The organism is Shewanella sp. SG41-4 (assembly GCF_014164505.1).
Classification (GTDB): Bacteria; Pseudomonadota; Gammaproteobacteria; order Enterobacterales; family Shewanellaceae; genus Shewanella.
In genome coordinates this window covers 1-13,203 of the sequence record NZ_JACJFI010000105.1, presented here as the reverse complement: position 1 = coordinate 13,203, position 13,203 = coordinate 1, and the positions used below count along the sequence as shown (strand labels likewise).

12 protein-coding genes are annotated in these 13,203 nt (G+C 41.6%); 8 read left to right on the top strand and 4 right to left on the bottom strand.

What is annotated here, in order from left to right:
* The 3 genes from H5202_RS11440 to H5202_RS11430 form a co-directional block, all read left to right on the top strand.
* Positions 1-649, top strand: a 649-nt coding sequence (locus H5202_RS11440; RefSeq protein ID WP_182772188.1) for a YcjX family protein, incomplete at its 5' end; no start/stop codon positions are given.
* Positions 650-684: 35 nt separating this feature from the next.
* A complete protein-coding gene (locus H5202_RS11435) occupies positions 685-1,776 on the top strand; it encodes a TIGR01620 family protein (protein ID WP_182772187.1) in 1,092 nt (363 codons plus the stop codon).
* Positions 1,777-1,917: 141 nt separating this feature from the next.
* Positions 1,918-2,253, top strand: a complete 336-nt coding sequence (locus H5202_RS11430) for a ComEA family DNA-binding protein (protein ID WP_182772186.1) — start codon at positions 1,918-1,920, stop codon at positions 2,251-2,253.
* Positions 2,254-2,370: 117 nt separating this feature from the next.
* Here the strand turns inward: H5202_RS11430 and H5202_RS11425 are convergent, their stop codons facing one another.
* A complete protein-coding gene (locus H5202_RS11425; RefSeq protein WP_182772185.1) occupies positions 2,371-3,108 on the bottom strand; it encodes a YciK family oxidoreductase in 738 nt (245 codons plus the stop codon).
* Positions 3,109-3,367: 259 nt separating this feature from the next.
* On the opposite strand from H5202_RS11425, the gene H5202_RS11420 reads away from it, so the two are divergent.
* Positions 3,368-5,857, top strand: a complete 2,490-nt coding sequence (locus H5202_RS11420; RefSeq protein WP_182772184.1) for a VolA/Pla-1 family phospholipase — start codon at positions 3,368-3,370, stop codon at positions 5,855-5,857.
* A gap of 122 nt (positions 5,858-5,979) precedes the next feature.
* A complete protein-coding gene (gene sohB, locus H5202_RS11415) occupies positions 5,980-6,990 on the top strand; it encodes a protease SohB (protein ID WP_182772183.1) in 1,011 nt (336 codons plus the stop codon).
* Between the two features lie 81 nt (positions 6,991-7,071).
* Here the strand turns inward: sohB and H5202_RS11410 are convergent, their stop codons facing one another.
* On the bottom strand, positions 7,072-8,139 hold the full coding sequence (locus tag H5202_RS11410) for a DUF3083 family protein (protein ID WP_182772182.1): 1,068 nt from the start codon (positions 8,137-8,139) through the stop codon (positions 7,072-7,074).
* Positions 8,140-8,314: 175 nt separating this feature from the next.
* Positions 8,315-8,872, bottom strand: a complete 558-nt coding sequence (locus H5202_RS11405) for an arylesterase (protein WP_182772181.1) — start codon at positions 8,870-8,872, stop codon at positions 8,315-8,317.
* A gap of 61 nt (positions 8,873-8,933) precedes the next feature.
* Between H5202_RS11405 and H5202_RS11400 the strand changes: the two genes are divergently transcribed.
* Positions 8,934-9,683: an ABC transporter ATP-binding protein gene (locus H5202_RS11400; protein ID WP_182772180.1), complete on the top strand. Its 750-nt coding sequence runs from the start codon at positions 8,934-8,936 to the stop codon at positions 9,681-9,683.
* Positions 9,683-12,166: an ABC transporter permease gene (locus H5202_RS11395; protein ID WP_182772179.1), complete on the top strand. Its 2,484-nt coding sequence runs from the start codon at positions 9,683-9,685 to the stop codon at positions 12,164-12,166. Before H5202_RS11400 ends, H5202_RS11395 begins: the two co-directional genes overlap by 1 nt.
* A 73-nt stretch (positions 12,167-12,239) precedes the next feature.
* On the opposite strand, the gene H5202_RS11390 is transcribed toward H5202_RS11395, so the two are convergent.
* The gene (locus H5202_RS11390) at positions 12,240-12,494 is read right to left on the bottom strand and encodes a TIGR03643 family protein (protein WP_182772178.1); all 255 of its coding nucleotides are present in this window, start codon (positions 12,492-12,494) and stop codon (positions 12,240-12,242) included.
* A gap of 489 nt (positions 12,495-12,983) precedes the next feature.
* Between H5202_RS11390 and H5202_RS23965 the strand changes: the two genes are divergently transcribed.
* The coding region (locus H5202_RS23965; RefSeq protein ID WP_220493849.1) for a hypothetical protein at positions 12,984-13,203 on the top strand (220 nt) is incomplete at its 3' end.

Sequence of the window (13,203 nt, the reverse complement as noted above, 5' to 3'; positions counted from 1 at the left end):
CCATGTCCTTAAGCGCCGCTATGAACAGTACGTATCACAAGTGGTTAAGCCTTTTTACCGTGACTACTTTTCTCGGTTTGATCGCCAACTAGTATTAGTTGATTGTTTAAATGCACTCAATCATGGTCAGGCACAATTTAATGATATGGGGCGTGCATTAAACAGCATTATGGAAAGCTTTCAGTTTGGCCAGTCGAGCTTAATTAAACGTTTATTTTCACCGCGGATAGACAAAGTGTTATTTGCTGCCAGCCAAGTAGACAGAGTGACCCGTGATCAGCAAAGCCATGTGCTTAGCTTGTTAACTGCAATGCTGCAACAAAGCCAGCATTATGCCAACTTTGAAGGCAGTGAAGTTGAAACCATGGCGATAAGTGCTATTAAGGCCACTCAAGATGGGATGGTTAGTGTAGCGGGGGGGCAACAAGAAGTGGTAAAAGGTACCGGGCTTGATGGCAAGCAAATAACCGTATACCCAGGAGATGTGCCCACATCATTACCAGATGCAGAGTTTTGGCAACAACAAGGGTTTAGCTTTAGTGCTTTTTTACCGCCTAATTTGAGCCATATCCATGATAATAATCCGCAATTCGAACACATTCGTCTCGACCATCTCTTAGAGTATCTATTAGGCGATAAATTGTCTTAATAGTTTTATTGTGAGAATAAATGTGAGCATTAGTTATGAATGAAACTACCTCTAATTCGTCGATAAAAAAATCGCAATTATTTACCGAGTCAGATCTTGTTGTTGCAGATGACACTCATTTTGCAACACAAGCAATCAAGCCGACTAAATCGTTTGAAGAAGTTGACTTTATTTGTGAGCAATCACTAACAGAATTACCCGCAGCAATGGAAGACAGCATTAAACCTGCAAAGGCTAAACGTTGGTCGTTATTAGCTACATTATCGATTATTGGTTTGGTGTTATTGATTATCGTACAAACTGTGATGGGGTTGATTGACACCTTTCAACAAAGGCCGTGGTTATTTGGTTTTTATGCTTCAGTGTTATCCATTGTTAGCTTATGGGCCACCGTCATTACGGTTAAAGAATGGCGTAAATTAGTTAATCTTAAAAAAGTTAGTGATCATCAAACCACAGCTGAACGATTATCCCAAAGCATGCAAATGGGTGAAGCCAAAACTTTTTTGGCGCCAATATTAGCTAAATATCCAAATAACCAGGCCAAACAACAATATTTACAAGCATGTAGCCATGAACATAATGATGCAGAAATCGTGTTGTTGTTCGAAGATATCGTATTGTCCGAACGCGATTTACTGGCAAAGAAACGCGTTAACCGCTTTGCTGCTGAGTCGGCATTATTATTGGCTGCAAGCCCATTAGCTGCGTTGGATATGGCGATTATCTTGTGGCGTAATCAAAAGATGATTAATGAAGTCGCAGCTATTTATGCGGTGGAGTTAGGGTACTGGAGCCGAATAAAGCTTATTCGTAGTATTGTAGTGAATATTATTTATGCTGGCAGTACTGAGGTGATTACCGATTTAGGTACTCAATTATTATCAGTTGAAATGACAGGTAAGGTATCTGCTCGAATTGCACAAGGACTTGGTGGTGGTTTACTTACGGCAAGGTTAGGTTATCAAGCCATGAGCTTGTGTCGGCCGATTGCATTTAACAAACAAAATAAGCCTAAATTGTCACACGTCCATCAACATTTACTCGGTGAATTAAAGCAGTTTACTTCGTCGATGATGTCCAAAAATAAACCGAAACAAACTCAGTCAGTTGATAATAGCGAATAATTTAGTGTTTTTTTTGTACAATTCAGTTTTGTTGACTACAGTTAGCCTCCGATTCAGAAATCGTATAGCGTTCTGAATCGTTCGAGCTTGGTAATGGAGAAGGACGCATACCAGCAAACTAAGGAAGGAAAGGAGAATCTAATGAAATCATTGTCATTAACTGCATTATTAATGGGTTTATGTTGCTTGCTAAGTAGTCATTCTTACGCCGCTGAAACGGTAAAGACAATGGCAGAGCCCACAAAACAAGTCACAAAATCGATTGAGAAAAAATCAACGGCTATGCAAAAGGTCAATATTAATAAAGCCAGCGCTGAAGAATTACAAGCACTGAAAGGTATTGGGCAAGCCAAAGCAAAAGCGATTGTTGACTATCGAACCAAAAACGGCAAATTTACCGATTTGCAACAGTTAACTATGGTGACCGGTATCGGTGAAAAGTTAGTCAGCCAGAATACTGAGAATATGAGTTTCTAAATGAGACGCCTGTTTATACAAAAAAGGAAGCAATTGCTTCCGTTTTTTATATCAGCGAGTCCAAATGCAGCTTAACTAATGCAGCTTAACTCATACAGTTTAACTATTGCAGCTTAACTATTGTGCATTGAGCGCTTGACCATTGGTGTCGATAGATTCATTACCCATTAAGAATAAATAAGTCGGCATAATCTGTTCGGCTGTTTTTAGTGTTTGTGGATCTTCAGCAGGATAAGCCTTTGCCCGCATTTCAGTGCGAGTCGCGCCTGGGTTAATACTATTAGCCCGAACTGAGGTATTGTCACATTCATCAGCTAATACTTGCATCATGCCTTCGGTAGCAAATTTAGAAAATGCATAAGGTCCCCAATAAGCACGACCTTTACGTCCAACACTACTTGAAGTAAACACAATTGAAGCATGTTCAGCTTTACGCATAATAGGCAATAACGACTTGGTCATGATGGCTTGAGCCGTGACATTGACCTTTAAAATAGTTTCAAGCGAGGTTAAATCGATATGCTCAAATGGACCTAATGCACCCAACTGAGATGCGTTATGTAATAAACCATCTAAATGACCAAACTGCTCGGCAATGGTATCAGCCATATCAATATAATTCTGTTCGGTCGCGCCTTTCATATCTAAAGGCACAATGGCTGGCTTTGGATAACCGGCATTAACAATTTCATCGTAGACATTTTCGAGTTTTTTAACGGTTTTGCCGAGTAAAATCACCGTTGCGCCGTGTTTGGCGAACTCTATTGATGCAGCACGACCAATACCGTCTCCAGCGCCCGTAACCAAGATTGTTTTGTGATTGAGTAAATCTTTTGCAGCTTGATATTCCAACATGATTGATTCTTTCCTCTTAGCGCAATCGCCCGTCAAATCTAGTACCGGATAAAAAATAAACGACCGTTTGAAACAAATGATTAATAATTGTATGAGAATAGGTCATTTGCATGTAACAAACTTGTAGCTAACTCAATAATTTTACGTTAACTTGAGAATAGTTAAGGACTAGCATAAGTCCTTATGGTCGCATGTTAGGACTATTGTGACCAATTCTTGGGGAAAACAAAATTATTAAAATAAGATTTGGGGAAAAAAGATGAAAAGACTCATTTTGGGTGTTGCAATAACATCTGCTCTTGGCTTGACAGCATGTGGTGGTGACAGTTTTAACGAAGCAGTAGCGAATGCTGAGCCGTTAGTGCCTGTATCACATGTGCAGTTTGATCCGGCTAATAGCAAATTACCATTACCAAACGACTTACTCTTCAGTGGAACCACTGATGGCACATTATCTATCCCTGGCGAAGCCAGCGGTAGCTATACTGATCCTCAAATCGCATTAGGTGCATTAGATGGATGGTCAACGAGCTCACCAATTTCAATTACTGTCGAACTTGCTAATGATTTACAGGGCAATGCATTAACGTTAGATGCCGCCTCGGTATTTCAACCAGGTGCAGTACGCATGTTTGAAGCGACAGTGGGCGGAGCATTATCAAGTGATGCTGAGTGTAAATCAGCGCCTTCAGTTTCAGCTTGTAAAGTAGGTGAAGAGCTTCAATTTGGGGTTGACTTCGTATCAAAAGCATCAGGCAATAAAGTTGCCATCGTTCCGCTTAAGCCATTAAAAGCTGGCCAGTCTTATATCTATGTGACTACCGATCTTATTCAAGACTCTTTAGGCCGTGGTATTGCTCCGTCAACAACCTATGGTCTGTTAAAGTTAGATTTTGAAACTCAGCAGCTTGAAACAGAACAACAAAAAATGCTGCAGTACCTGGTCAACAGTTATGAAAAAGGTGTTGCTGCCACACATGGCGTTGACCCTGAATCGATTAGTTTTTCTGGTTTATTCACCACTCAGTCAGTCGCTGATGTGTATGAAACCACTAAATTATTGATGGCTTCTAACCCTGCTTACACACCTTCATTTGTGCAAGCTCCTACGCCAACAGGTCTCACAGTTGCTCAGGCTGCAGGGTTAACCCCAGCATCGGGTGCAGCCTATGTAGTCGCCGATATGGCTGATCTTTATACTGCTAAAATTAAACTGCCAATTTACGGTGATTGTTCATCAGCAGGCTGTGTGATCCCAATCGTCGATGGTGCTCCAACAGCACCTAATGGCCGTTGGTTTGCTCAAGGTGACAGCCCTGTGTCGGTATTGCTAGCTTTACAGGCTGGTACATTAAGCCAAGCTAACTTTTTTTCACAAGCATCTGATAACGGTGTAGATCCTCAAGCTGCGTTGGGTAATCCAGCATTGCTTGCAGGTAAACAGTGGAAACTTGACGATGGTACTGCTGCAGATAAAACAAAACATTTAACCAAGTTTAACCCTATTCCGGCTATCAAAGGTTATGAAACTGTTTCTGTTCAAATTACCTTACCGAATGCGGCTAAGCTTGCCGCATTTACTGCTGCGCAAGGTGGAACTTTTGTCCCTCCAACAAGTGGTTGGCCAACAACAATCACAATGCATGGTTTAGGTGGCGGTAAAGAAATGGCACTAGCTTATGCTGGTACATACGCAGCAGCTGGTGTTGCCACTATTGCAATTGATATGCCATTGCATGGTGCACGTTCATTTGATTTAGACAAAGACGGCACTTATGAGATATCTGCAACAGCCCCAGCTTTTGGTCCTGTTGTAGGTACACCTGATGCGTTCACGAATGGTAATCCATTAGTGTTTGTTAACATTGCCAGCACATTAACTGTGCGTGACAATTTCCGTCAAGCAACTTTAGACCATTTAGGTTTAAGATTATTATTGACTGGAATGGCGCAACAACTCGCTGCTGCAAATCAACCTCAAGTATTTGACGTGTCTAAAATCAGTGCACAAGGTTTGAGTTTAGGTGGCATTGTCGGCACTACATTCTCTACTTATGCCAGTACTGGATTAGTTAATCCTATGACGGGTGATGCTTTACCTAACGCTTATGCTATTAATGCAACATCGTTAGTCGCGCCTGCTGGTGGTTTAGCTGGTGCATTTGCGGGTTCTGCTGCATTTGGTCCACAGTTATTTGCCAATGTCACAGCGTCTAGCACGTTTGCCGCTCTCGTTACTGCTGCAAATACTGCAGGTTATGAGGAAGGTAGTGCCGAGTATGCTGCTTTAGTTCAAGCCGTGTATGCCGAATTTATCCCGACATTTGCTTTTGCAGTGCAAACAGCTGTCGATTCTGCTGACCCAATTAACCATGGCGGAAAATTAGCGGCTACTGGTTTACCAGTGCATTTAATTGAAGTGGTTGGCGATGGGGCAGGCAACTTAGGTGACCAAACATTACCTAACAGCGTTGCAGGTTTCCCATTATCGGGTACTGAACCGTTAATTGCCTCGCTAGGTCTAGGGTGTGTTGATACTACAACGCCAGGGTCTGGTGCTGTACGCTTCTCTAAAGGTCATCACAGTTCGATTGTTAGCCCAGGTGAAGTAGATGGTGTAACAGACGGAATGGCTCTTGCTGCGACTGTTGAAATGCAGTCTCAAGTTGCAGGTTTTGCAAAAACAGCAGGTTTAGGACAAGCTACAATTGTTGTGAGTAACAGTGATGTGATCCAAAGCTGTAACTAATGTTTACTAATTAGTACGCAATATCTTAAGAAACCCAGCAATTAGCTGGGTTTTTTATTGTCTACTTGTTGGTGATTACTGTTAAAATACGTCGAGATTGTCATCCCTGTATGGAGCGAGTTTTGGAATTTTTATATGAATACGGCCTGTTTTTAGCAAAAGCGGTAACCATTGTTGTCGCTATTTTAGCGGTAGTAATATTTGTGCTGGCAGCTAGCATGAAAAACAAATCTGATAAAGGCGAGCTGAGACTGACTGATATTTCAGATGAACTGACCCAGTTAAAGCATCAGTTGAAAGAAGAGTTACTGCCTAAAAAGCAATTTAAAGCCTATGAAAAGCAAGTAAAAGCTGCCGAAAAAGCGGCTGAAAAACAAAACTTAACCAAAGGCAAAGTATTCGTTATTGATTTTAAAGGCAGTATAGATGCCAATGAAGTATCGTCACTACGTGAAGAAGTGACCGCCATTATAACCATCGCAGATAAAGATGACCAAGTATTGGTCAATGTTGAAAGTGGTGGTGGCATGGTGCATGGCTATGGCCTAGCAGCAAGCCAGTTAGATCGTTTACGTCAAGCCAATATCCCGTTATCGATTTGCGTTGATAAAGTCGCTGCAAGTGGTGGCTATATGATGGCGTGTGTGGCCAATAAAGTTTATGCAGCCCCGTTTGCGATAGTGGGCTCAATTGGGGTGATTGCGCAAATACCCAACTTTAATCGTTTGCTTAAAAATCATGATATTGATTATGAGCAGCACACCGCAGGTGACTTTAAGCGTACTCTAACCGTTTTTGGTGAAAACACTGATGAAGGTAGAGCTAAGTTCCAACAGGAATTAGAAGAAACTCACGTGCTTTTTAAAGAGTTTGTTGGCCGCTATCGTCCTAATATGGACATTGCTAAAGTCGCCACTGGCGAACATTGGTATGGTCAACAAGCAATCGACTTAGGGCTTATTGATGCGGTGTCTACCAGCGATGATGTTATTTTAGAGCTGGTTAACACTCATCAAGTGATTAAAATTCAATATCAAATGAAGAAAAAGCTAGCGGATAAAATTGCTCATGGCGTCTCACTCTCTGTGAACACAATGATGAATCGCTTTGCTGAGCGAAATCAATCTGTGTAGTGCTGCACCACAACGCTATTGATAAAAAACAAAAACGACAGCCGAGGCTGTCGTTTTTTATACTGTAAAACTTACAATTGATTAAGCTTTGTAACTGAGATGTTGGTGGAAGCGTAAGATTACATCCACATGCTCTTTATCAATGTCGAACTCATTGGTAAATAGGCGTATAGCTTCTTCAACTTGATTCATAAAGCGACCATAACCTTCATCGGTTTCATCACTTTTACCCGCGACAATCACAAACCGGAAAACATCTACAAGCTTATTCGCGTCCCAGTGGCAAATCGGCGCTGGTGATTCTGCATGAGGATCGAACCCGACCATCTGAAACTCATTTGTACTGGTTAGTTGCTCATATTTACTGTTACGCACTAGCGGTATTTTACCGTTGGCAACAACCGCAACACGGTTTAATTGTTTGCTATTTGTCGCTTCGACAAACTTGTCACATACTTTTTGATAAACACTTGTAAAGTCAGTGGTGTCATTTGCAAGCAATTGCTTTTTGATACGACGGTCAACCGGAATGTTAATAGTGACATAATTGAGTGTGCTAACATTTTCTGGAAGTTCGCAATGACGTCGGTGATAGCGACTATCAACGGCACGTAATTTATAACCGTAGGTTTCTTTTAATCCTTTGGCTTTAGCAAAGAAGTCGTAAGAAATATGCTGGTGGTCACGAACTTTAATCGGCACATCTTTGACGGGTAATAATGGTTTTAATTCAGCAATAAATTTTTGTACATGAGAGTGAAACTCTGCTGAATTACTGCGAAGATCATTGCCAGTGGCTAAAAATACAATTCTTAGCTTTCTAGCTCTAAAGCCTGCAACGCTGTGTAAACGGTTAGCTTCATGGTGTGCTGGGTTATAGAAAAATCGTAATTGCTCGTCTGTGGTTAAGCAATAAGCTTCACTGTGGAAGCGTACCATAGGTAATTTATCGGTAGTGACAACGTGAACGTTGTACAATTCTTGTTTTTCGGCTAGTTGATAGACAAGTTTACTGAACTCATCGTAACAAGTTTCTAAATCACTGTATGCATTAAGATATTCATCAGTTAACGGGAAACCAATGGTAATGTATTGATTTTTACGTGTTGCTGTTGGTAGGTATACTTTTTTTTGACGACTGACGGACATATTATTTCCTTATTGCCTTTGTTGTTGTCTAAAGTTTATCGTTATATGTTTATGCTTATTTTATGCGCTTGCTGAGTGTCCATTTTAAACATTGATGCTTAAATTAAAATGACTTTCGATCACTTTATTAAAATGTTTTTAACAACTTGAACAAAACTTGTTCAAATTTAAGTCTTTACTCAGATAATACTTGTGTGATCCAAGGTAACATCAACTGCGTAATAGTGTCTTGAGCTAGTTCATTTGGATGAATGCCATCGCGCTGCATAAGTGCTTTGTCGGTGGCAATATCTTGCATGAAAAACGGGATCAACTTAATAGTATATTGTTCGGCTAGTTGATGGTAAATCTGAGTAAAAGATTTGGCATACCTAGGGCCGTAATTCGGTGGTACCATAATCTCTGTTAACAAAACCTTGGCGCCTTGTTGCTGCGACAGAGTAATGATTTTTGTAAGATTTGATTTCAATTTATTAGGAGGAAAACCTCGCAGTCCATCGTTACCTCCTAGCTCAATGACAATCAAGTCTGGCTGGCTTGAAGCCAGTAAACTCGGGAGCCTGCGTAATCCTCCCGCCGTGGTTTCACCACTAACAGAACCATTAATTACCTGATGTTGAGGCAACTGGTTACGTAATAATTCTACCCACCCCTGATCTTCTGGCATGCCATAGCCTGCACTTAAGCTATCACCTAATATCAAAATCGTGGCAGCATAGGTCGGTACACTCATAACTATCAGTAAAAACATGCTGGTAAGCACGCGTTTAAGTGACGAATATAAGAAGGATTGTATGTCTAATAATATCGATCGAAATACCAGTGCCATTACTGTAACTAACCTCAATAAAACTGTCGTGACCCAAGAGGGAGAGTTGACTATCCTCAACGGCATTAATATAGAAGTCAAGCAAGGAGACAGTATCGCCATTTTGGGACCCTCAGGTTCAGGTAAGTCGACACTATTGGGATTACTAGCAGCATTAGATACACCTACCTCTGGCGAGATAGTGTTAGATGGAGTGGCATTATCCGGATTAAATGAAGAGCAGAAAGCCGCGCTTCGTAAGCAAAAAGTCAGTTTTATTTTTCAGTCATTTATGTTGGTTGATACCTTAACCGCCCTTGAAAACGTTATGTTACCCGCAGAGCTTGCCGGTGTGAAAGATGCCAAACAAAAAGCTCAAGCCATGCTTGAACGTGTGGGTTTATCACATCGATTAAACCATTTACCGAAACAATTATCTGGCGGTGAACAGCAACGTGTAGCGATTGCCAGAGCCTTTATTTGCGAACCCAAAGTGCTGTTTGCGGATGAACCAACGGGTAACTTAGATAGCGTTAACGGCGATAAAATTGCTGATATGTTGTTTGCTTTAAACCAAGAAAGTGATACCACGCTAGTGTTAGTGACGCATGATTTACATTTAGCTAAACGTTGTGCACGTCAATTGGTGATGGAGAACGGTCATTTATCAGAGCCATACGCAGATAATCTTAAGGCTACCCATGTGAGTGCGGAAGCTGTTGCGGAGGTTAATTAATGGAGTGGCAAATTGCATGGAGACTGTTTAAACGTGAACTCGCTCAAGGGCAATTAATTCTCATTGTGTTGGCTATTACGTTAGCAGTGTTATCCGTCACTGGGCTAGCGCGGGTTAGTGAGCGTTTACAAGTGGCCATTAATGGCGAAGCCTCTAACTTTATTGCCGCCGACCGTATTATCGACTCACCGGTTGAACTAGATCCTCAAGTCCTTACTGTTGCGGATGAACTAGGCCTTGCACACGTAACTAACATGCAATTTAACTCGATGGTGTATTCTGGTGATAAGTTTCAATTAGTGACTGTTAAAGCTGTGGGTGAGGGTTATCCGTTAAAAGGCGATATAGAGCTGAGTAACGGGGTAACTCGAGCATTACCAAGCAAGGGGCAAGCATGGTTTGAAAATCGTTTAGGTGGTTTGCTTGGCTACCCTAAAAGCATTGAATTGGGCAATAGTGAGTTATCGCTAACAGAAGAAATTAGTCGTTTACCGGATGCTGGTTTTAATCCGTTTGCGTCCTCGCCAGTATTACTCATCCGTTTAGATGATGTGGCGGCGACGGGTATTATTCAACCCGGTAGTCGGGTGACGTATTTATACCAATTTACTGGCGATGCAGAGCAATTAACCGCGTTTGAGCAACAAGCTAAACCATTGCTCAATAACAGTCAACGTTGGGTAGATGTGCAATCGGGAGATTCCCCTATAGCTTCAGCTGTGCAACGTGCGGAGCGTTTTTTACTGCTAGCCAGTTTACTTGGGATTGCCTTAGCGTGCGCTGCGATTGGTATTGCAGCGCAGCGTTACTGCCAGCGCCATTATGATGTAGTTGCCATGCTGAAAACCTTTGGCGCTTCAGGCAAGCAAATTCGGGTGTTATTCGGACTGCATTTGTCGTTAGTGACCTTGTTGGGTATTGCACTGGGGTTACTGGGCGGGTTATTGCTCGACATTGGCATTACGGCATTTTTACCACCTGAGATAGCCGCTTATTCTCCACCGTATTTACGCCCTGTTTTATTAGGTGTTAGCACGGGACTTATCAGTGCATTTATGTTTTCTGCTTATCCGTTAATGCGGCTGTTAGCCATTCCGCCATTAAGAGTATTGCAGCGCCAATTAGAAGGCTTGCAGCTGGGCATGTGGTTGCATTTATTATTAAGCTTGGTCGCAATGGCTTTGTTGGGGTATTTGTATTCAAGAAGTTTAGCATTGACGATGACAGTGGTACTTGCAGTGCTGTTGCTAGGTTTTTTACTCAGTGTTCTAGGCTTCGTGATGATCCGTTTTGGTCATGGGATTGGCATGAAAACTACTAATCCTTTCCAACTTGCATTAGCAGGGCTTCGTCGTCGTGCTCGTCAGAATGCGGTGCAATTGGTTGGATTTAGCAGTGCATTGGTATTATTGCTAACCATCTTGGCTTTGCGTCAAGATTTACTCAATGAATGGCAAAAGCAGTTACCAGAAAATGCACCTAACTACTTTCTAGTTAATATTGCCCCTGAGGATGCTAAGCCGTTAAATGATTTTTTAACCATTAATCATATTAAAGCTACCGATATTTATCCTGTGGTGCGCGGTCGACTCACTCATATAAATGACGAAGAATTGATTTCAGGTAAACAAGCTGAAAACGGTGCTGAAGGGCGAGTGGGGATTTCTCGCGAACTAAACTTGACCTATCGAGATACTTTACCGCCAAATAATAAGCTGCTTGAGGGCTCGTTTAATCAAGCTGCTGATGATGTATCGGTTGAGTCTGGTGTCGCAGATAGGTTAGGAGTTGTACTTGGCGACAAGCTCACCTATAACATCGATAATCAATCCTTTTCGGTGAAGGTTGCCAGTATTAGACAGGTTCAGTGGGAAACTCTACAACCCAACTTTTTCATGATTTTCACCCCTGAAGCGTTGGCACCATTTGCCTATACCTCGATGGCAAGTTTTCACCTTAATGATGCGCAATTAGCGGCTGACGGCAGTCTGCTTAGCGCCAATCAAGTGGTGTTGCAACTTATCCAACAATTTCCAACGGTATCGATTATTGATGTTGGGGCGATGGTTGAGCAGTTACGACAAATAATAGATCAAGTGTCGTTGTCACTGTCATTGGTGTTGGCATTAGTGCTGTTAGCTAGCGCCTTGGTGTTAATTGCGCAAACTGAGGCTGGTATGGCAACTCGGCAACGAGAACTCGCGGTGTTGCGAACTTTTGGCGCATCGGGTTGGTTACTTCGTGCTTCTACTGGAATTGAGTTTGCTTTGCTTGGTGCAATTGCCGGTTTATTAGCGGTGATTGTGGCAGAATTTGCTTTATACATGCTAAAAACTCAAGTGTTTGAGCTGGTTGTATATATGCATTGGCCGTGGTGGGCGATTACTCCAGTCGCAGGGGCGCTAATTGTGGCAATTTTAGGTGTTTGGCGTTGTAGGCAGTTATTGAATATGTCTTGCAGTGAGATGCTAAAAGCGGGTTAAACCATCAGCTAAAAGTATAAAAGGGAGATGCTTAGTCATCTCCCTTTTTTACATTAGTTGATCGTTGATATGGCTATTTTGAGCGCATTTTATATTGGGTCGGGCAATAGGCTCTATCAATACCTTCAGGCCGCAATTTAAGGTGTTTAGTTTTACGGCCACTCACACGTGCTCGCCATAACCTAAAGCTGTTAGGTTTGAGTAAGGAACGCATGAGTTTAATCACATTCGATTCATTTAAACCGTAAAGGTGTTCAATAGCTTCAAATGGCGTGCGGTCTTCCCATGCCATTTCAATGATCCTTGACGTTTCGTGTGCTGATAGCATTGAGTAGGATAATGTTTATTGGGTTTGCACATTAGTACGTTAGTTATCAGCGTTTAGATTAGTGAATTTAAGATTTGTATTCATGGTAGATGAATACGATAAAAGATAGTGCAGATTCATTAGTTCTATATTTTTCATTCTTGGATGTTGAACGACTATCTGAACAGAATATTAGCAAACGGTTAAGTGCTAACGTTACAGTCTTAGTACTGATTACCGATGATGATAGCGGTACGAATAATACTATGTCGCCTGCCAAACAGTGTTATAAATTTACCCAGTCACATTGCTTCGGGTTACCAATCAGGGCAGGCAGTTGTTTAATCTCTTAATCGTTTTTAAGTTGGTTTACTGTATAATTAAGTTATATTGAATAGTGCTTGAACCGATCTCATGGAGTGTAAGGTTAATTTTGTGATGGAAATGTAAGTGCTGAATATTCATAATTTAGTCCACCACGATACATAGTTGTAGAGGCAAATATTGTCGATGGAACATAAGACACCACTCTCATATCATTTTAAAGACAAACATATATGGTTTGACATGACCATGTTGGCGGCTTTGTTCGTGGTGGCAGCCTACGTCCCTCTATTAAAAATTGTTCCTTTAGTTGCCTGTCTTGAGTTATTCAGTTTTTTTAGTTTTCACTTGCTAGCAAAGCGCAGTCGATTCCAGTTACAGGGTTTTCTGGGGGGATTTATTTCCA